This is a genomic window from Rhizobium sp. BG4 (assembly GCF_016864575.1).
Lineage (GTDB): Bacteria > Pseudomonadota > Alphaproteobacteria > Rhizobiales > Rhizobiaceae > Rhizobium.
The window spans coordinates 305665-322715 of sequence record NZ_CP044125.1; the positions used below are offsets into that span (position 1 = coordinate 305665).

The 17051-nt window shown below is 61.4% G+C and carries 24 protein-coding genes and 1 pseudogene; 9 read left to right on the forward strand and 16 right to left on the reverse strand.

The genetic code is table 11. The annotated features are described in order from the left end of the window. The first annotated feature begins 2 nt into the window (after positions 1-2). Positions 3-617 (forward strand): leucyl/phenylalanyl-tRNA--protein transferase, encoded by a 615-nt coding sequence (gene aat / locus F2982_RS01685; RefSeq protein WP_203429048.1) that lies wholly within the window; start codon positions 3-5, stop codon positions 615-617. 265 nt (positions 618-882) lie between these two features. Here aat and F2982_RS01690 read toward each other — a convergent pair whose 3' ends face one another. The 5 genes from F2982_RS01690 to gatB form a co-directional block, all read right to left on the reverse strand. After that, positions 883-1320, reverse strand: coding sequence for a DUF2155 domain-containing protein (locus F2982_RS01690; RefSeq protein ID WP_130282532.1), 438 nt, complete (start codon positions 1318-1320; stop codon positions 883-885). Between the two features lie 118 nt (positions 1321-1438). Beyond that, positions 1439-1834 (reverse strand): NADH:ubiquinone oxidoreductase subunit NDUFA12, encoded by a 396-nt coding sequence (locus F2982_RS01695; RefSeq protein ID WP_112720428.1) that lies wholly within the window; start codon positions 1832-1834, stop codon positions 1439-1441. 104 nt (positions 1835-1938) lie between these two features. After that, positions 1939-2403, reverse strand: coding sequence for a GNAT family N-acetyltransferase (locus tag F2982_RS01700; RefSeq protein WP_203429049.1), 465 nt, complete (start codon positions 2401-2403; stop codon positions 1939-1941). A gap of 7 nt (positions 2404-2410) precedes the next feature. Beyond that, positions 2411-2917: a GNAT family N-acetyltransferase gene (locus F2982_RS01705; protein ID WP_199628713.1), complete on the reverse strand. Its 507-nt coding sequence runs from the start codon at positions 2915-2917 to the stop codon at positions 2411-2413. A gap of 50 nt (positions 2918-2967) precedes the next feature. Beyond that, positions 2968-4473 carry an Asp-tRNA(Asn)/Glu-tRNA(Gln) amidotransferase subunit GatB gene (gene gatB / locus F2982_RS01710; protein WP_203429050.1) on the reverse strand — a complete coding sequence of 502 codons (1506 nt, stop codon included), beginning with the start codon at positions 4471-4473 and terminating at the stop codon, positions 2968-2970. A gap of 135 nt (positions 4474-4608) precedes the next feature. Here gatB and F2982_RS01715 point away from each other — a divergent pair, with 135 nt between their 5' ends. Next, the gene (locus F2982_RS01715) at positions 4609-4914 is read left to right on the forward strand and encodes a DUF1294 domain-containing protein (RefSeq protein WP_203429051.1); all 306 of its coding nucleotides are present in this window, start codon (positions 4609-4611) and stop codon (positions 4912-4914) included. On the opposite strand, the gene F2982_RS01720 is transcribed toward F2982_RS01715, so the two are convergent. Beyond that, positions 4911-5420: a GNAT family N-acetyltransferase gene (locus F2982_RS01720; protein WP_203429052.1), complete on the reverse strand. Its 510-nt coding sequence runs from the start codon at positions 5418-5420 to the stop codon at positions 4911-4913. The two genes, F2982_RS01715 and F2982_RS01720, sit on opposite strands and share 4 nt — an antisense overlap. Before the next feature lie 290 nt (positions 5421-5710). Here F2982_RS01720 and F2982_RS01725 point away from each other — a divergent pair, with 290 nt between their 5' ends. The 3 genes from F2982_RS01725 (at position 5711) to F2982_RS01735 (ending at position 6520) form a co-directional block, all read left to right on the forward strand. Further along, complete coding sequence (locus F2982_RS01725) at positions 5711-5968, forward strand: YjhX family toxin (protein ID WP_112720434.1); 258 nt, start codon at positions 5711-5713, stop codon at positions 5966-5968. Between the two features lie 86 nt (positions 5969-6054). Beyond that, positions 6055-6240, forward strand: coding sequence for a hypothetical protein (locus F2982_RS01730; RefSeq protein WP_130282545.1), 186 nt, complete (start codon positions 6055-6057; stop codon positions 6238-6240). Further along, positions 6230-6520 carry a type II toxin-antitoxin system RelE/ParE family toxin gene (locus tag F2982_RS01735; RefSeq protein WP_203429053.1) on the forward strand — a complete coding sequence of 97 codons (291 nt, stop codon included), beginning with the start codon at positions 6230-6232 and terminating at the stop codon, positions 6518-6520. Before F2982_RS01730 ends, F2982_RS01735 begins: the two co-directional genes overlap by 11 nt. Before the next feature lie 2 nt (positions 6521-6522). Here the strand turns inward: F2982_RS01735 and F2982_RS01740 are convergent, their stop codons facing one another. The 5 genes from F2982_RS01740 to F2982_RS01760 all read right to left on the reverse strand — a co-directional run bounded on the left by F2982_RS01740 (position 6523) and on the right by F2982_RS01760 (position 10135). Further along, positions 6523-6798 carry a hypothetical protein gene (locus tag F2982_RS01740; protein WP_203429054.1) on the reverse strand — a complete coding sequence of 92 codons (276 nt, stop codon included), beginning with the start codon at positions 6796-6798 and terminating at the stop codon, positions 6523-6525. A 179-nt stretch (positions 6799-6977) separates the two neighbouring features. Then, positions 6978-8459, reverse strand: coding sequence for an Asp-tRNA(Asn)/Glu-tRNA(Gln) amidotransferase subunit GatA (gatA, locus tag F2982_RS01745; RefSeq protein WP_130282551.1), 1482 nt, complete (start codon positions 8457-8459; stop codon positions 6978-6980). A gap of 54 nt (positions 8460-8513) precedes the next feature. After that, positions 8514-8801: an Asp-tRNA(Asn)/Glu-tRNA(Gln) amidotransferase subunit GatC gene (gene gatC / locus F2982_RS01750; RefSeq protein ID WP_112389713.1), complete on the reverse strand. Its 288-nt coding sequence runs from the start codon at positions 8799-8801 to the stop codon at positions 8514-8516. A 63-nt stretch (positions 8802-8864) separates the two neighbouring features. Continuing rightward, positions 8865-9377 carry a hypothetical protein gene (locus tag F2982_RS01755; RefSeq protein WP_203429055.1) on the reverse strand — a complete coding sequence of 171 codons (513 nt, stop codon included), beginning with the start codon at positions 9375-9377 and terminating at the stop codon, positions 8865-8867. A 53-nt stretch (positions 9378-9430) separates the two neighbouring features. Next, entirely contained in the window at positions 9431-10135 is a 705-nt protein-coding gene (locus F2982_RS01760) for a metal-dependent hydrolase (RefSeq protein WP_203429056.1), read from the reverse strand. A gap of 118 nt (positions 10136-10253) precedes the next feature. On the opposite strand from F2982_RS01760, the pseudogene ruvX reads away from it, so the two are divergent. After that, positions 10254-10741: pseudogene (gene ruvX / locus F2982_RS01765) on the forward strand (Holliday junction resolvase RuvX). Here the strand turns inward: ruvX and F2982_RS01770 are convergent. The 5 genes from F2982_RS01770 to F2982_RS01790 form a co-directional block, all read right to left on the reverse strand. Beyond that, on the reverse strand, positions 10684-11010 hold the full coding sequence (locus tag F2982_RS01770) for a DUF6105 family protein (protein ID WP_112720441.1): 327 nt from the start codon (positions 11008-11010) through the stop codon (positions 10684-10686). The pseudogene ruvX and the gene F2982_RS01770 sit on opposite strands and share 58 nt — an antisense overlap. Continuing rightward, positions 11007-11198, reverse strand: a complete 192-nt coding sequence (locus F2982_RS01775; protein WP_199628874.1) for a hypothetical protein — start codon at positions 11196-11198, stop codon at positions 11007-11009. Before F2982_RS01775 ends, F2982_RS01770 begins: the two co-directional genes overlap by 4 nt. 124 nt (positions 11199-11322) lie before the next feature. Beyond that, positions 11323-11976: a TetR/AcrR family transcriptional regulator gene (locus tag F2982_RS01780; protein WP_199628721.1), complete on the reverse strand. Its 654-nt coding sequence runs from the start codon at positions 11974-11976 to the stop codon at positions 11323-11325. Positions 11977-12103: 127 nt separating this feature from the next. After that, the gene (locus tag F2982_RS01785; RefSeq protein ID WP_203429057.1) at positions 12104-12721 is read right to left on the reverse strand and encodes a GNAT family N-acetyltransferase; all 618 of its coding nucleotides are present in this window, start codon (positions 12719-12721) and stop codon (positions 12104-12106) included. Between the two features lie 3 nt (positions 12722-12724). After that, on the reverse strand, positions 12725-14374 hold the full coding sequence (locus tag F2982_RS01790) for an acyl-CoA dehydrogenase family protein (RefSeq protein ID WP_203429058.1): 1650 nt from the start codon (positions 14372-14374) through the stop codon (positions 12725-12727). A gap of 178 nt (positions 14375-14552) precedes the next feature. On the opposite strand from F2982_RS01790, the gene F2982_RS01795 reads away from it, so the two are divergent. The 3 genes from F2982_RS01795 to F2982_RS01805 are packed head-to-tail and all read left to right on the forward strand — an operon-like array spanning position 14553 to position 17022. Then, the gene (locus tag F2982_RS01795; protein WP_199628724.1) at positions 14553-15509 is read left to right on the forward strand and encodes an aspartate carbamoyltransferase catalytic subunit; all 957 of its coding nucleotides are present in this window, start codon (positions 14553-14555) and stop codon (positions 15507-15509) included. Beyond that, complete coding sequence (locus tag F2982_RS01800) at positions 15506-16795, forward strand: dihydroorotase (RefSeq protein ID WP_130282565.1); 1290 nt, start codon at positions 15506-15508, stop codon at positions 16793-16795. The genes F2982_RS01795 and F2982_RS01800 overlap by 4 nt, the downstream gene beginning before the upstream one ends. Before the next feature lie 11 nt (positions 16796-16806). Then, on the forward strand, positions 16807-17022 hold the full coding sequence (locus F2982_RS01805; protein WP_112720447.1) for a hypothetical protein: 216 nt from the start codon (positions 16807-16809) through the stop codon (positions 17020-17022). Positions 17023-17051: the final 29 nt, after the last annotated feature.

Below are 17051 nucleotides of genomic sequence, written 5' to 3' on the forward strand. Positions count from 1 at the left end.
GAATGGCAGGGTCGCGCAGGAAGTCCCCAGGTATTACCCCGGAGATCCTCCTGCGCGCCTACTCCATCGGCCTCTTCCCGATGGCCGAATCGGCTGACGACCCGGAAATCTTCTGGGTCGAGCCGGAGCTTCGCGGGGTGATCCCGCTGGACGACTTCCACATTTCGAAAAGCCTGGCGAAGACCATTCGCCGAAAGCCGTTCGACATCCGCTTCAACTCGGATTTCGACGCGGTGATCTCGGCCTGCGCCGAGGAAACGTCCGGGCGGCCGAGCACCTGGATCAACGGCACCATCCGGCAACTCTATTCGACGCTCCATCGCATCGGTCATGCGCATTCGGTCGAGGCCTGGGACGGCGATGAACTGGTCGGCGGCCTCTATGGCGTTTCGCTGGGAGCGGCCTTCTTCGGCGAGAGCATGTTCTCGCGACGCACCGATGCCTCGAAGATCTGCCTCGTGCATCTGGTCGAGCGGCTGCGGGAGAAGGAATTCAAGCTGCTCGATACGCAGTTTACCACCGAGCACCTGAAGACGTTCGGCGCGATTGATGTTCCGAAGGAAGAGTATGCCGTGATGCTTGATGCGGCGATGGATTCGCCTCATCTGCAGTTTTAGGGGCAGAGCGCCCGCCCTCCTCCTTCGAGGCCCTTTGGGCACCTCAGGATGAGGGCTCTCTTGGGTCGTTGCGCTTATCGTGGGGTTGCGGTTGGTGCGCCCGCCCTCGCCCTTCGAGGGTCGCCTTGCTCCCACCTCAGGGTGAGGGCTTCTCTATCTTGAATGCAGCTTCCCACACGACGGCATATGCTCCGCCCTCATCCTGAGGTGCCCGAAGGGCCTCGAAGGACGAGGGTCGGCCACAAGAGCCAAACCAATCAGAAATTCACTTGGCCTTTGCAGCGCCATCCGGCGCCGGCACGTCGGACTGCGCCTTGCAGTCCTTCAGCCAGACGTCATAGATCGGATGCTCGACGGCATTCAGACCCGGGCTGTCGGCGAACATCCAGCCTGTGAAGATGCGGCGGATCTTGCGGTCGAGGGTGATCTCGTCGACTTCGACGAAACCGTCGATCTTCTGCGCTTCCGACTGGTCGCGCGAATAGCAGGCCTTCGGCGTCACCTGCAGGGCGCCGAACTGGACGGTCTCGTTGACATAGACGTCGAAAGTGGTGATGCGGCCGGTGATCTTGTCAAGGCCGGAGAAGACGGCGACAGGGTTTTCGATGCGCGCGGCGGAGGCCGCCTGCGGCAGGAAAGAGGAGCCAAGCGCCAGGGCGATCCCGGCGGCACGCAGGACATGGTTCCGCGTGAAAAGCTGCATATCTACCCGTCTCCACCGCATCTCAAGATAATGGCCGCAGCTTCTGCGGCCAACCTGCGGGTAAAGGTCAATTGTGGCCAAAAGCGGGGCCGGATGGCCCGCTTCGCGGTCGAGAAACTCAGTTGCCCGGCGTCCAGGCGTCGTAGTCGCCGGTAACGCGCGGACGCTCGCCCGTTGCGGCCAGCGAACCCGGCGGACGGTAAGCCTGCGGCGAACCGGTCGGGTTGGCGCGGTGCGCCTTTTCCCATTCCTTGGCCGCGTAGTTTTCCTTGGACGGCGGGGTATCGGTGCGGTGATGCATCCAGCCGTGCCAGCCCGGAGGAATGGCGGAGGCTTCGGCATAGCCGCTGTAGATCACCCAACGCTTCGGCAGGCCGTAGGAAGACAGGCCGCCTTCGTAATAGACATTGCCGAGCTCATCTTCGCCAACACGCTTGAAGCCGCGAAGCGCAAACAGTGTTCCCAGCGTGTAGTGGTTCCACCAGGTGAAAATGTGCAGCAGGAAGTTCTTCATGTCTGTTCCTTGTGCTTGAGGGAGGTCAAGCGGGACTGGAATTCGTTCACTCGCTTATGCCGCCGGAAGACCTGATTGTCCAGTGATTCCAGATCGGCACAGGCTCATTTCAGGGCCATCTTGAAGCCGAGATGCGACGGCTCAAAGCCCAGGCGCTCGTAGAAGCGGTGTGCATCCTTGCGCTTGCCATTGGAGATCAGCTGAACGCGGGAGAAACCGCGGCTTTTTGCCTCTGCGATGCAGAACTCGATCATTTGCCTGCCGATGCCCTGCCCGCGCAAATCATCGCGCGTCTGCACCGCTTCGATGATCATGAAGGAGGCGCCGCGGCCGGTCAGCGTCGTCGCTATCGAGGTCTGAAACGTGCCGGCAACTTCGCCGGACAGTTCGGCAACATAGAGCGTCTGATCCGATGACGCGGCAATCGCGGAGAAGGCCTGCAAATAGTCAGGAAAGGCAGCCGCGTCTGTCGTATCGCCGTGGCCGCCGATATCGTCGGCGGCAAACAGCGCGATCAAGGCGGCAAGGTCGGATTCCCGGGCTTCACGAATGATGAGCTTGCCGGTCATGAGGCTCTCAGTGGGTGGGGAGGTGTTTTTCGAGCACGAGCGTGGCGATGCCCGACTGGCCGGGACCGACATTCTCGTTGCGGCCGACTTCGGCGAAGCCGAGCCTGGTGTAGAAGCTGATCGCTTCGGCGTTCTTCGGCTCCACCTCGAGGCGCATGATCTCGGCGTCGGGGAAGCAGGTTTCGAGCTCGGCGAACATGTCGCGGCCGATGCCCTGACGCTGCAGCGCCGGACGAACATAGAGAAGATGCAGCACTGCGGTCTTCGCCATGTCCGTGGACATCACGGCATAGCCGACGCCGCCGATATCCTTGCCGCTATCGGCAACGACGAATTCGGCGTTCTTCTTCGCCAGCCGCTCTTTCAGGGCTGCCGGAGAAAACAGATGGGCGATGAGTTCGTTGACCTTCGGCTCGCCATAAAAGCGATCGTAGGCGGCGTGAAAGCTCTCGACCAGGAGAGTGCGAACCTTCTCCAGATCACGCTCACCGGCGGTGCGGACGAAATAGACCATTGTCGCTTTCCTGTGGCGCGGCGGCAGCGCGGTGCTGCCGCCTGCCGAGGTTATTCCTCGACGATGCCGAGCTTGGCCTTGACCAGCGCCTGGACGGCCTGCGGATTGGCCTTGCCGCCGGTTGCCTTCATGACCTGACCGACGAACCAGCCGGCCAGTGTCGGCTTTGCCAGAACCTTGGCGACCTGATCCGGGTTGGCGGCGATGATCTCGTCGACAGCCTTTTCAATGGCGCCGGTGTCGGTCACCTGCTTCATGCCGCGGCTTTCGACGATCTCGGCCGGGTCGCCGCCTTCGTTGAGAATGATCTCGAAGAGGTCCTTGGCGATCTTGCCGGAGATGGTCTCGGCCTTGATCAGGTCGATGATGCCGCCGAGCTGGGCCGGGGAAACCGGAGTCGATTCAATGTCTTTGCCGAGTTTGTTCAAGGCGCCGAGCAGGTCGTTGATGACCCAGTTGGCAGCCATCTTGCCATCGCGGCCAGCGGCAACGGCTTCGAAATAATCGGCAATCGCCTTTTCCGAAACCAGAACCGAGGCGTCATAGATCGACAGGCCGAGTTCGCGCACGAAGCGCTCCTTCTTGTCATCAGGCAGCTCCGGCAGATCGGCCTCGAGCGCCTTGATGAAGGCGTCGTCGAATTCGAGCGGCAGCAGGTCCGGATCGGGGAAGTAGCGATAGTCATGCGCATCTTCCTTGGAGCGCATGGAGCGCGTCTCGCCCTTGTTCGGGTCGAAGAGGCGGGTTTCCTGATCGATGCTGCCGCCGTCTTCGAGAATGCCGATCTGGCGGCGTGCTTCGTATTCGATCGCCTGGCCGATAAAGCGGATCGAGTTGACGTTCTTGATTTCGCAGCGCGTGCCGAAACCTTCGCCCGGGCGGCGCACGGAGACGTTGACGTCGGCGCGCATCGACCCCTCGTCCATGTTGCCGTCGCAGGTGCCGAGGTAGCGGACGATCGAGCGCAGCTTCGTCATATAGGCCTTGGCCTCATCGGACGAGCGCATGTCGGGCTTGGAGACGATTTCCATCAGGGCGACGCCCGACCGGTTCAGGTCGACATAGGACATGGTCGCATGCTGGTCGTGCAGTGACTTGCCGGCGTCCTGTTCCAGATGCAGGCGTTCGATGCCGATCTCGATATCCTCGAACTGGCCCTGGCGATCAGGACCGAGAGAGATGACGATCTGGCCCTCGCCGACGATCGGATCCTTGAACTGCGAGATCTGATAGCCCTGCGGCAGGTCGGGATAGAAATAGTTCTTGCGGTCGAACAGCGAGCGCTTGTTGATCTGCGCTTTCAGGCCGAGACCGGTGCGCACCGCCTGCTTGACGCATTCCTCGTTGATGACGGGCAGCATGCCGGGCATGGCCGCATCGACGAGCGAGACGTTGGAATTCTGCGGCTTGCCGAATTCGGTCGAAGCGCCGGAGAACAGCTTCGAATTCGACAGCACCTGCGCATGGACTTCCATGCCGATGATGACTTCCCAATCGCCAGTGGCGCCGGGAATGAAGCGTTTCGGATCAGGCGTGCGAACGTCGACAAGGGTCATTTGATGCTCTTTGGAAGGCTGTTCTTTTCATCTGGTGAGGTAAAGGAAATGGCTTGCGGGTGCAAGGCTTTCGGCGCGCTTGAGCTATCGGCTCCCGTTTTCGGGCTGTTAACAGCGGCGCGCTAGCATTGATCCATGATCGCCTCTCATCTGCTTCAACTCGCCGCCCTGCTTCTCGGCTACAATCTCTTCGTCTTCGCAACCTATTTCATCGACAAGCGCGCCGCGCGGCTGGGACATCGGCGCGTCAGCGAGCGGACCTTGCTGATGCTGGCATTGTTCGCCGGCAGCCCGGGCGCCATCACCGCACAGCGTCTGCTGCGTCACAAGACGCAGAAGGAGCCGTTCCGCACGCTTCTCATGGGAATCGCCGCACTTCATATCGTGCTGATTGGCGGAGCTGTTGCGTTTTTCACCGCACGCCGATTGGGGCTCGTCTAGAAATCCGGCCCATAGGTGCCGTCGCCGGCGCTTTCCAGCGGCTTGGTCAGGCCGACGGATGGCACGTCGCGGTCGAGCTTCGGATTATAGACGATCGATAACCAGTGGATGGCATAGCCATGCTTCTGGAAGAAATTGATCGCCTCGTTGTTTCCCGAATGCGTCTGCATGCCGGCGCTGGAAAAGCCCTGATCGGCGATATCCGTCTCGATCTGCGAAAGCAGCGCGGCACCGACGCCCTGACGGGTGAAGGAAGGGTCGATCCAGAAATCCGAGATCGTCTCGTCGAATTTTTCCCGCGCGGCCCAGCCGACGATCTGACCGTTGAGCTCGGCAACGGTGATCGTCAGCCAGCTGTTATGGGTGAAGTTCGAAAAGGCACTGCGCGCGGCATCGAGCAGCGCGTCCGTCTCGCCCATGGCCGCCATCGCCTTTTGCCAGGCTCTGAGGCCGATCTCACTCAAAAGGTCCGCCTCGCCCTCGCGGGCATTGCGAATGTGGATCATGGAACCCCCGTTCAATGATCAAAGTAGAACACCGAATCGCCAGCTTTTCCATCGGTTTGCGCGGCTTGCGCACCGTTTTTGCAGGCCCGTGGCGAATCCGGCGCGCTTGACGGCAACCTGTGCGTGGGTTAGGCAAACCTTATGTTGAATTCGTCTGAGACCCGCTAAGGGCCCTGCCCGCAAATCTCTTTGCGCGCATGGGCCAGAAAAAAACGAAGCCCCGCCGTTCGCCTTGAACGACGGATCGTTTTTTATGCGCTTTCGAGCGCTACGACCGGATCAACACGACAATGGACATTTCACGCGCCGAACAGCGCATCCTGCACCTGCTCGCCCAGGGCGGCAGGATCGAACTCACCCGCGGCGAAAACCGCGTAATCGAGAAGCTGCAACTCTTCACGAGAGAAGGCTGGGTCTTCTCCGGCCTCGACATCCTGACCTTCCGCAAGCTGAAGCAGAAACGGGCGATCCGCTCACAGGGCGGCAAGCCCTACCGGATCACCGAGCGGGGTTTGGTGCTGGTGCGGGCGGAGCAGGATAACAGGTGACGATTGTGGGTCAGCTCGCTGATGAGCTGGCCCACCTCTAAATCGACAGGGTTGGCGCAAAACCTTCTTCGCGCTATCTTAGTGTTATGAGCGATCTGCGAGACACCATCCCTGTCGAAGACCTGACCGAAGTGCAGCCCACTGCGGCTGCCGACGCGGGCTATGATGCATGGAAGGAAAAGAAGATCCGAGCCGCACTGAAGCAGGCGGATGATCGCTCCTCAATGGTCCCGGCAAAAAAGGTCTGGGAACGTTTCGGGTTTGAACGTTAGTTTCACGCCACAGGCCACCGCCGACCTCAGCGAAATTCATAGCTATATCAGGGAATTCGACCCGAGTGCCGCCGATAGGATTCTCTCGCGCATCCGGCAAGTCATCGAGATATTCGAGAATTTCCCTCTGCTCGGCCGGGAGGGCAGCATCAACGGCACGCGAGAATTCGCGATTTCCGGACTGCCCTATACGATCGTCTATCGCATCATCTCCGCCGTCGATCTCGATATCCTGACCATCGTCCACCAACGCAAGCTTTATCCGCCGCAGCAGGATTGAAGTCATGCGCGGCTGGATAGCTCAGCCTTCATCGCAGCCCACTCCTCAGCAAGCGTCCCAGTCCCGCGGGATCGTCCAGCGCGGCGGTACCAATAGTCCGCATTCCAGTCGTCGCCTTCGATGCGGTGGCAAAGGGCGTGGCCCCAGTCGAAGGGACGCTGCCCTTCGTGCGCCTGGCAGATATCGTGAACCGCGGTCCACTCCGCGCCCATGACGAAACCGGCGGCCGCGAGGCGGTCGAGGGACGCTATCAGATTTTCGAGATCAGTTTTGGACATGGCCACCTCCCAGCGTTGCCTACCCCAGATGCATTTCGAGGTTCACCTTTTCAAGGTCTATTCCGAGGCTCGCGCCGGCATCGGAAAACTCCACCTCTCCCTCGACACTCCGGCAGTAGAATTGACTTCGCCGACCACGATGTGGTCGGCGACGGTCATTTTCCGAATTGTCAGTCCGCTTACCACCACTTGGCAGGCGAGAACTTGCCGGCAGCCTGTTCGATGACATGCGCGGTCTTGAAGAGGGTTTCCTCGTCGAAGGGCTTGCCGATCAGCTGGAGACCGAGGGGCAGGCCCTTGTGGTCGAGACCGGCGGGAACGGCGATGCCCGGGAGACCTGCCATGTTGACAGTCACCGTGAAGATGTCGTTCAGGTACATGGCAACAGGATCGGCAGCCAGATTTTCGTCGGCGACGCCGAAGGCCGAGGACGGGGTGGCGGGCGTCAGGATGGCGTCGACACCGGCATCGAAAGCGATTTCGAAGTCGCGCTTGATCAGCGTACGGACCTTCTGGGCCTTGATGTAGTAAGCGTCGTAGTAACCGGCCGAAAGAACGTAGGTGCCGATCATGATGCGGCGCTTGACTTCCTTGCCGAAGCCCGCGGCGCGGGTCTTCTCGTACATGTCGGCAATGTCCTTGCCATCCACGCGCAGGCCGTAGCGAACGCCGTCGTAACGGGCAAGGTTCGAGGACGCTTCGGCGGGAGCCACGATGTAATAGGCCGGAAGGGCGTATTTCGTGTGCGGCAGCGAGATGTTGACGATCTCGGCGCCAGCATCCTTCAGCCAGGCGATACCCTGCTGCCAGAGAGTTTCGATCTCCTCCGGCATGCCATCGACGCGGTATTCGTTCGGGATACCGATCTTCATGCCCTTCAGCGATTTGCCGAGTGCGGCTTCATAATCCGGAACCGGCAGATCGACCGAAGTCGTGTCCTTGGCATCGACTGATGCCATCGACTTCAGGAGGATTGCGGCATCGCGCACGTCGCGGGCGATCGGGCCCGCCTGGTCGAGCGAGGATGCGAAGGCGACGGTGCCCCAGCGCGAGCAGCGGCCATAGGTCGGCTTGATGCCGACGGTGCCGGTGAAGGCTGCGGGCTGGCGGATCGAACCGCCGGTATCGGTCGCGGTAGCGCCGGCGCAGAGATGGGCCGCAACGGCAGCGGCCGAACCGCCAGACGAACCGCCCGGAACGAGCTGCTGGTTGGAGCCGGAGGCGCGCCAGGGGTTGATGACCGCGCCGTAGTGCGAGGTCTCGTTCGACGAGCCCATGGCGAATTCGTCCATGTTCAGCTTGCCGAGCATGACGGCGCCATCGTCCCAGAGGTTCTGGGTGACGGTCGATTCGTAGCGCGGCTCGAAGCCGTCGAGAATGTGGCTGCAGGCCTGGGTGTGGACGCCGACGGTGGCGAACAGATCCTTGATGCCGAGCGGAATACCTTCGAGATCACCAGCCTTGCCGGCAGCGATACGCTCATCCGACTTCTTCGCCATGACGCGGGCGAGATCGGGGGTGGTCTTGATATAGGCGTTCAGCTGGCCATTGGCCGCGTCGATCGCCGAGATATAGGCTTCGGTGAGTTCGGTCGCGGTGATCTCTCTGGCGCGCAGCTTCTCGCGGGCTTCGGCAATGGTCAGGCTGGTGAGTTCGCTCATGGTCTCTACTCGGATATCTCTGTTGGTAACGGGTGTCGGAAAAAGCGGCAGCGCTTATTCGACGACTTTCGGCACCAGGAAGAAATTGTGGTCGGTGACGGGGGCGTTGGCGACGACGTCGTCGGCCTTGTTGCCGTCGGTCACCTGGTCGGTCCGCTTCTTCATCGCCATCGGCGTAACGGAGGTCATCGCCTCGACGCCTTCGACATTCACTTCGGAGAGCTGTTCGACGAAGCCGAGAATGCCATTGAGCTCGCCCACCATGCGATTTGCCTCGTCTTCGGAGACGGCTATACGGGCAAGGCGCGCAACGCGCTTAACGGTGGCAAGATCGACGGACATGGCATACTCCGAAAGGGAAATTTCCCACTCGCTATAAAGGCCATGTCCGCCTTGTGCAACGGGCTAAGGCCAAATCTCGCTACCCAGAAGGAGCGTCAGCAGGTGTCCTAGATCATCCGTACTCTGGAAGTGCTTCTTCGACACCAAGCGGTGACCCAATCGGTCATTCTTCTTACCTTGGGCGTCGCCTTTGGTATGTTTGACGACCTTCATCTGAGAAATATCGGGGAGACTGCTGCCCGGTGCTCCTGCGAACAACCGGAATTCTCTGAAGTCCAACTCATCATCAACCGTGATCCAGATCACGCATCCAGAAGGCTTGTCGGCCAATCGCATGCTCACGTTAACATCGGAGCGTTTGCCGCCTACGCGACTAACTTTCAGCTGTATATGCCGGGTAACGTTTTTACAGGTCAGAACTAGATCATAGCCACCAGCGTCGAATTCGCTTTTCAGTATTTCCGCATCGACCACATCCCGTTGCCAAAGGCGTTGGAGTACTGCGCCGACGAAAAGATGCTCGATAATATTCTCGCGCAAAGTCGAATGCAGCGAATGCTTATCTCTGTCGTCCAATTTATCTGCCCCACGTTGTCCATAGGGCAGATAAATTCATCAACCAGCAAGTGTCAAAGCCACAGCGTTTCGCCCGGCTTGATTGCCTTCACTTCGGTCTTCGAACCTTCCATGCCGGAGACGAACTTGTCGGCGGTCTGGTCGATGATCGGGAAGGTGCCGTAATGGCAGGGGATCGCGGTCTTGAAGTTGAAGTAGCGCTGGCAGGCGAGAGCCGCCACAGCACCGCCCATGGTGAATCGGTCGCCGATCGGCACGAGGCCGATATCGGGCTGGTGCAGCTCGTTGATCAGCGCCATGTCGGAGAAGATGTCGGTGTCGCCCATGGCGAGGATCGAGGCTTCGTCGTCGAAATGCAGCATCAGGCCGTTGGCATTGCCGAGTGCATGGGCGATGCCGTCTTCGGTGACCTGTGCGGAGGAATGCAGCGCATTGGTGAAGGTCGCCGAGAAGCTGCCGAGCGAAATCGTGCCGCCGGTATTGCCCATTTCGATCTTCGAGACGCCCTTGGCGGCAAGCCAGGAGCCGAGATCGGCATTAGCGAGGACGGTGGCGCCGGTTTCCTTGGCAAGTGCAATGGTGTCGCCGACATGGTCGCCATGGCCGTGGGTGAGGAGAATATGGGTGACGCCCGCCGATACATCCTTGATGTCCTGTCCCTCGAAGGAAGAGTTATAGGTCAGGAAGGGGTCAAGGAGGATAGTTGCCTTGCCGGTTTCGATGCGGAAGGCGGAATGACCGAGCCAGGTGATCTTCATGAAATGGGTCCCTTATTATCAGATGCAAAAGCGGATTTCGCTTGTTATGGACATAGCCGATATGGCCGCAAAGAAAAGCGCCGCAGGCTTCAATTTGTTTTGACGGGATGAAACGCCGATGACAGTGATGACGATCGAGGAGATGGCTGCCGCCCTGCGGCCCGGACAGGCGATCGCGGGCCTCGATCTCGGCACCAAGACGATCGGCCTTGCGATGTCCGATCTCGGCCGCCGCTTCGCCACACCCCGGCCGGTTCTGAAGCGCGAAAAGTTCACGCTGGACGCCGAGGCGCTGCTGGCTTTCGCGGAGAAGGAAAAGGTCGCGGGTTTCGTGATCGGACTGCCGATGAATATGGACGGCTCTGCCGGTCCCCGCGTTCAGGCGACGCGCGCCTTCGTGCGCAACATGGAGCAGAAGACCGCCCTGCCCTTCGTCTATTGGACGAGCGGCTTTCGACGGTGGCGGCCGAACGGGCCTTGCTTGAGATGGATGTGTCGCGCGCCAAGCGGGCTGAGCGGATCGATTCCGCTGCGGCAAGCTTCATTCTTCAGGGCGCTCTGGACAGGCTGTCGGCGCTTTCGAGATCAGCCGATTTCGACGACTGACGCGCCGCCCACCAGGCCGCGATCTTCTTGCGGCGGCGGAAGGCGATGATGGCGATGACGACGAGGCTATCGACGGCGATGGCACGGGCGACGAGCGGCGGAATGGTTTCCGGCGGAACGCCGAGGATCTTGCCATAGACCTCAAATGTCAGGTCGTGAACCTGCCGGCTCAGCATGAAGATGCCGAAATTGATGTCGTAGTAGGAAAGCCAGTACCAGCCGCTCAGGAAAACGATCGGACCCAACCAGAAGATCAGGAACCACTTCATGCGGCCTCCCCTCGGTGACGCCAGGTGTTTCTATAACGCCAGGCTGCCGGACTTTCGAGACCGACAACCCAGGTCGACAATGCCATGACGCTCAGGACGACCGCCGGGACGGTGATATCGAGGGCGAGCACCGCGAAAAACATCATCGCGGCGACAAGCAACGCAGCTTTGGCGGCTCTGGTTCCCATCATGGGTCCTGACAGCTAAGAATTTAACTGCCGGTACCCTGTCGCCTTAACGCCGATGGCGCAACGTAAACCATTTGTTAAGGTTAACGGCCGGGCGGACGCCTGTGGATGACCGGACGGACGATCAGCCGTAGACGCCGCGAACGATGCGCTTGACGGCGAGTGCCGCCTTTTCCCAGTCCTTGGCATTCTTCAGCGGCAGCCCGGCGCATTGGCCGCCGGCAGCGGCCGAGAGCACCAGATGCTGGATGGCGGCGAAGAGAATCGCATTGACGGCAGCGGTATCGACGCCCTTCGGGGGCGTCAGCGAGCCGCGCATACGGTCAAGCCATACCGACAGCGCCTTGGATCTTGCTTCCGAGAGCCGCCTCACCTGCTCGGTATTTTCCGAGACTTCCCAGGCAACGATGCGGCGCATCAGCGGATCGTCGCGCAGCGCCTCGAGGAAGAGCAGCGACAGCCGCTCCATCAGGTCGCCATAGGTCAGCAGGAACATGCCGCCGGTATCTTCCGGGATACGGTCCTTGACCCAGGTGCCGAGATCGGCGCCGATCGCCTCGACCAGACCGTTGAGACCCCCGTAATAGCGGTAGATCAGCTGCTTGTCGCAACCGGCGCGGCGGGCCACCGCGTTGATGCCGAAATTCTGGAAGCCTTCCTCGGCGAGCAGCGCCTTGGCGGCGTTCAGGATCGCCTTCTCGGTGGCGCTGCGGTCGCGGATGCGCTTTTCCGGCTCGCCGGGGGCGACAGGCGCCAAAACCATGGTGTCGTTCAGCATATCGAGGCCGATTCCGTTCGTGTCACTACAAGGTGAGTAACAACGGGGTTTCGGCCCGGCAACGTTCAAGCCCTTGAAAGCTTGTGGATAGACGGCGCGCTCCACAGATGTCTCCTCGCGGAGACACCTAGAGATACTGGCCGAACCAGACGGAGCGGTCTGCCGATGCCACCAGCGGCGGCGCCAGACGCTCGAAGCCGCGGGAGGCCCAGAAGCGCTGGCCGCTGACATTCTCGGCATTGGCGCCGAGATAGACGCCCTTCACCCCGGCCTCGCGCGCCGTCGATATCCAGAGATCGAGAAGCCTAGTGCCGAGCCCCCGCCCCTGCAGGCGCGGCAGCAGGTTCATGTGGATATGGGCGGGAAAGGCCGCCACCCTCGGTGCGAAAGCGGCTTCGGGATGATGGATCGTGTGGATGCGGCGTTCGTCGGCATTCCAGCCCGCGGGATCGCCTTGCGGCTCCTCATAGCGGGCGCGCAGGGCCGGCCACCATTCACGCTCGAGTCTCGCTTCGAAAGCCGCCGTATCATGGGGGCCGACGATATAGCCGGCGACGCCCTCTTCGTCCTCGACGACGAATGAGGTGTCGGGGCTCAGCACGATGTAGGGCGCCGAGTAGATGTGGCCTATCAGCTGGCCGTCTTTGTAAAGACGGGTAGCATCCTTGCCGGCATCGCCTGTTAGCAAAGAGATGGCGTAGATCTGGTCGAGATCGCCAAGACGGGCCTTGCGGATTTCGCTCATGCGTCAGCTGGCCGGCGGGTAGAGGAGATCGACGATGTAGCTCGCATCGAAACGGGCATCCAGCATGCCGTAGGTGGCGCGCCAGCCGCCGGCGAGACGGGTTTCGATAAAGGCATCGGCGATGCGTCCGGCACCGAGACGGTAGAGCTCGGCGGCACCGGCAGCGAGCGCCAGCTGTTCGATCAACAGGCGGGCAGCGCCCTCGTCGCGCTCGCAAAGCGCCATGGCAGCGCGCAGCACGTCGATGGTCTTCTTGCCGGCTGGACCGAGATCGCGGGCGAGACCGGCGAAAACCGTCTCGAACAGATCCTTGCCGCGCGAGAGCACCCGCAGCAGATCGAGCGCCATCACATTACCGGAGCCTTCCCAGATCGCGTTGACCGGGGCCTCTCTGTAATGACGGGCGATCGGGCGTTCCTCGATGTAGCCGCTGCCGCCGATGCATTCCATCGCTTCATAGATGAGCGCGGGGGCGATCTTGCAGCACCAGTATTTGGCAACCGGCGTCATGACGCGGGCGTAGGCCGCTTCCTCCGCATTGTTGCGCGCCTTGTCGAAGGCATCGGCAAGACGGAAGGAGAGCGCCGTCGCCGCCGCCACGTCGAGCGCCATGTCGGCGAGAACGCGGGTCATGATCGGCTGGTGGACGAGCATCTTGCCGAAGACGCTGCGGCCGCGGGTGTGATGAACGGCTTCGGCGAGCGACGCGCGCATGATGCCCGACGAGGCCAGCGCGCAATCAAGCCGCGTCAGTGTCACCATGTCGAGGATGGTGCGGATACCGGCATCGGGACCGCCGAGCAGAAAGCCGAACGTGTCGTTGAACTCGACTTCCGAGGAAGCATTCGAGCGGTTGCCGATCTTGTCCTTCAGGCGCTGGAACTGCAGGCCGTTGGCGGAGCCGTCTTCGAGCAGGCGCGGAACGAGGAAGCAGCCCATGCCCTCCTTGGTCTGCGCCAGCATGATGAAGGCGTCGCTCATCGGCGCCGACATGAACCACTTGTGGCCCGAGAGACGGTAGATGCCTTCGCTGACCTTTTCGGCCGAGCTCTTGCTGGAGCGGACGTCCGTGCCGCCCTGCTTTTCGGTCATGCCCATGCCGATCGTCACGGCAGTCTTTTGCATGGCCGGCTTGTTCGACGAATCGTATTTACGCGACAGGATCTTCGGCGCCCAGTCCTTCTGGACGGCGGGCGACGCCGAGAGAGCAGCAACAGAGGCGCTCGTCATCGTCAGCGGGCAGAGATGGCCGGATTCGAGCTGCGCCGTCAGGTAAAAACGGGCGGCGCGGATCTTGTGCGACTGGTCCTTGGCATCGGCATCGGCCTGCGGATCCCAGACGGAGGAATGCAGACCGACGGACATCGAACGGCGCATCAGCGCGTGCCAGGCCGGATGGAACTCGACGACATCCAGACGCTCGCCGCGCGGGCCATGGGTGCGCAGCTGCGGCGTGCCCTGGTTTGCCATGCGCGCCAGCTCCTGCGCCTCCGGAGAGGTGACGTAGCGGCCCATGTTTTCCAGGTCTTCACGCGTGCCGCGCGGCAGCCCTGCCGTCAGGTCGACGATCAGCGGATCGGAGCGGTAGGCATTGATACCTGACCAGAGGCTTGGCTGGTTCAGCTCGGCGAGTTTTTCTTCAGCGGGAGTCATGAGTCGCTTCTATTGCATGAGCCAGACAAAGGGAAACCGGAACTTGACGATTTCAACCTCAGCTCTAGCGGATTTACGGCAAAATTGCATGGGGACATAAGCCTTTGCCCACAGCGCAAGCTTGCGGCGGCGGGCAGCACTCATTATAGACCCCACCGGTATAGCAAGAGGCAGGTCCATGGTCTTTTTTCCCCACCGCCACCTCATCGGCATCAAGGGTCTCACCGAGCAGGATATTACCTATCTCCTCGACAAGGCCGACGAGGCCGTCAAGATCAGCCGTCAGAGAGAAAAGAAGACGTCGACGCTGAGAGGGCTGACACAGATCAACCTCTTCTTCGAAGCTTCGACGCGAACGCAGGCATCCTTCGAACTCGCCGGAAAGCGGCTCGGCGCCGACGTCATGAACATGTCGGTCGGCAACTCGTCGGTCAAGAAGGGCGAAACGCTGATCGATACGGCGATGACGCTGAACGCGATGCGCCCCGATGTGCTGGTCATCCGCCATTCGAGCGCCGGTGCGGCCGCCCTCCTCGCACAAAAGGTCTCCTGCTCGGTCGTCAATGCCGGCGACGGACAGCATGAACATCCGACGCAGGCACTGCTCGATGCGCTGACGATCCGCCGCGCCAAGGGCAAGCTCTCGCGCATCATCGTGGCGATCTGCGGCGACGTGCTGCATTCGCGCGTCGCACGTTCCAACATCCTGCTTTTGAACGCCATGGGCGCCCGGGTCCGCGTCGTCGCTCCGGCGACGCTGTTGCCGGCCGGGATCGCAGACATGGGCGTCGAAGTCTTCCATTCGATGAAGGAAGGCCTGAAGGACGCCGATGTCGTGATGATGCTGCGCCTGCAGCGCGAGCGCATGTCCGGCGCCTTCGTGCCGTCGGTGCGTGAATATTACCACTTCTACGGCCTCGATGCCGAAACGCTGAAGGCGGCGAAGGAAGATGCGCTGGTCATGCATCCGGGTCCGATGAACCGCGGTGTCGAAATCGCATCCGAAGTGGCCGATGGCCCGCAGAGCGTGATCGCCGAGCAGGTCGAGATGGGTGTTGCGGTGCGCATGGCGGTGATGGAGACGCTGCTTGTTTCCCAGAACCAGGGACCTCGCACTGAAGGAGTGGGCGCATGAGCAACCTCGTCCTCAAGAACGTCCGCATCATCGACCCCTCACGCAATCTCGATGAAACCGGCACCATCATCGTCAAGGATGGCGTGATCGTCGCATCGGGCAAGGATGCGCAGAACCAGGGCGTGCCCGATGGCGCCGAAGTGCGCGATTGCAACGGCCTCGTCGCGGTCCCCGGCCTCGTCGACGCCCGCGTGCATATCGGCGAGCCCGGTGCCGAGCACCGCGAGACCATCGCATCGGCCAGCCGTGCTGCGGCAGCGGGCGGTGTCACCTCGATCATCATGATGCCGGATACCGATCCTGTGATCGACGACATCGCGCTCGTCGAATTCGTCAAGAAGACCGCCAAGGACAAGGCGCTCGTCAATGTCTATCCGGCAGCGGCGATCACCAAGCATCTGGCCGGCGAGGAAATGACCGAGATCGGCCTGCTGATGGAAGCCGGCGCGGTTGCCTTTACCGATGGTCGTTCAAGCATCCATGACACGCAGGTGCTGCGCCGGGTGATGACCTATGCGCGCGAATTCGGCGCCGTCATTTCCTGCGAGACCCGCGACAAATATCTCGGCGCTACCGGCGTCATGAACGAAGGGCTGTTTGCAAGCTGGCTCGGTCTCGGCGGCATTCCGAAGGAAGCCGAGCTGATACCGCTCGAACGCGATCTGCGCGTCGCGCAGCTGACGCGCGGCAACTATCACGCGGCAATGATCTCGGTGCCGGAATCGGTCGATGCGATCAAGCTTGCCAAGAGCCGCGGCGCCAAGGTCACCTGCGGCATCTCGATCAACAATCTGGCGCTCAACGAAAACGACATCGGCGAGTACCGCACCTTCTTCAAGCTCTACCCGCCGCTGCGCACCGAAGACGATCGCGTGGCGATGGTCGAGGCGCTGGCCAAGGGCGAGATCGACATCATCGTTTCCTCGCATGATCCGCAGGACGTCGACACCAAGCGCCTGCCCTTCGGCGAAGCGGCTGATGGCGCCGTTGGCCTCGAGACCCTGCTAGCGGCGGCCCTTCGGCTGCATCACAGCGGCCAGGTCAGCCTGATGCGGCTGATCGATGCGATGTCGACCCGCCCGGCACAGATCTTCGGCCTCGATGCCGGAACGCTGAAGCCCGGCGCCAAGGCCGACATTGCGCTCATCGATCTCGAAGAGCCTTGGCTTGTCGCCAAGGACATGCTTCTGTCGCGCTCGAAGAACACGCCTTTCGAGGACGCCCGTTTCTCGGGCCGGGCGGTCGCGACTTACGTGGGTGGAACGAAGGTACATTCGCTGGACTGAGGAGGCCGCGCATGAATCAGAACGAAACCGAAAGGCATTTCCAGCAGCGCAATCTCGACAAGGACATGGCGGAGGCACACAAAAACGCCTTCCCCGTGCTTTCGAAGAAGCAGGCGTCGCGGCGCTACTCTTCGACCGTCGTGCTCGGCACGGTGTTCGTGGCGCTCTGCACGCTGATCGCCACCCTGCTCGGCGGCGCTGAAATCTGGATGATCGAAAACGGCTAAGGCAAGCGGCATCGGGACAATGCTGCGAA

Excerpts from the sequence above, each read along its gene's own strand:
- F2982_RS01690 (WP_130282532.1), bottom strand. The coding sequence starts at position 1,320 with ATGCAGCTTTTCACGCGGAACCATGTCCTGCGTGCCGCCGGGATCGCC.
- F2982_RS01740 (WP_203429054.1), bottom strand. The coding sequence starts at position 6,798 with ATGTCCAAAACTGATCTCGAAAATCTGATAGCGTCCCTCGACCGCCTC.
- F2982_RS01705 (WP_199628713.1), bottom strand. The coding sequence starts at position 2,917 with ATGGTCTATTTCGTCCGCACCGCCGGTGAGCGTGATCTGGAGAAGGTT.
- F2982_RS01700 (WP_203429049.1), bottom strand. The coding sequence starts at position 2,403 with ATGACCGGCAAGCTCATCATTCGTGAAGCCCGGGAATCCGACCTTGCC.
- F2982_RS01800 (WP_130282565.1), top strand. The coding sequence starts at position 15,506 with ATGAGCAACCTCGTCCTCAAGAACGTCCGCATCATCGACCCCTCACGC.
- F2982_RS01770 (WP_112720441.1), bottom strand. The coding sequence starts at position 11,010 with ATGAAGTGGTTCCTGATCTTCTGGTTGGGTCCGATCGTTTTCCTGAGC.
- gatB (WP_203429050.1), bottom strand. The coding sequence starts at position 4,473 with ATGACCCTTGTCGACGTTCGCACGCCTGATCCGAAACGCTTCATTCCC.
- gatA (WP_130282551.1), bottom strand. The coding sequence starts at position 8,459 with ATGAGCGAACTCACCAGCCTGACCATTGCCGAAGCCCGCGAGAAGCTG.
- F2982_RS01790 (WP_203429058.1), bottom strand. The coding sequence starts at position 14,374 with ATGACTCCCGCTGAAGAAAAACTCGCCGAGCTGAACCAGCCAAGCCTC.
- F2982_RS01725 (WP_112720434.1), top strand. The coding sequence starts at position 5,711 with ATGGACATTTCACGCGCCGAACAGCGCATCCTGCACCTGCTCGCCCAG.
- gatC (WP_112389713.1), bottom strand. The coding sequence starts at position 8,801 with ATGTCCGTCGATCTTGCCACCGTTAAGCGCGTTGCGCGCCTTGCCCGT.
- F2982_RS01730 (WP_130282545.1), top strand. The coding sequence starts at position 6,055 with ATGAGCGATCTGCGAGACACCATCCCTGTCGAAGACCTGACCGAAGTG.
- F2982_RS01760 (WP_203429056.1), bottom strand. The coding sequence starts at position 10,135 with ATGAAGATCACCTGGCTCGGTCATTCCGCCTTCCGCATCGAAACCGGC.
- F2982_RS01775 (WP_199628874.1), bottom strand. The coding sequence starts at position 11,198 with ATGGGAACCAGAGCCGCCAAAGCTGCGTTGCTTGTCGCCGCGATGATG.
- F2982_RS01785 (WP_203429057.1), bottom strand. The coding sequence starts at position 12,721 with ATGAGCGAAATCCGCAAGGCCCGTCTTGGCGATCTCGACCAGATCTAC.
- F2982_RS01795 (WP_199628724.1), top strand. The coding sequence starts at position 14,553 with ATGGTCTTTTTTCCCCACCGCCACCTCATCGGCATCAAGGGTCTCACC.
- F2982_RS01780 (WP_199628721.1), bottom strand. The coding sequence starts at position 11,976 with ATGCTGAACGACACCATGGTTTTGGCGCCTGTCGCCCCCGGCGAGCCG.
- F2982_RS01715 (WP_203429051.1), top strand. The coding sequence starts at position 4,609 with ATGATCGCCTCTCATCTGCTTCAACTCGCCGCCCTGCTTCTCGGCTAC.
- F2982_RS01695 (WP_112720428.1), bottom strand. The coding sequence starts at position 1,834 with ATGAAGAACTTCCTGCTGCACATTTTCACCTGGTGGAACCACTACACG.
- aat (WP_203429048.1), top strand. The coding sequence starts at position 3 with ATGGCAGGGTCGCGCAGGAAGTCCCCAGGTATTACCCCGGAGATCCTC.
- F2982_RS01720 (WP_203429052.1), bottom strand. The coding sequence starts at position 5,420 with ATGATCCACATTCGCAATGCCCGCGAGGGCGAGGCGGACCTTTTGAGT.
- F2982_RS01805 (WP_112720447.1), top strand. The coding sequence starts at position 16,807 with ATGAATCAGAACGAAACCGAAAGGCATTTCCAGCAGCGCAATCTCGAC.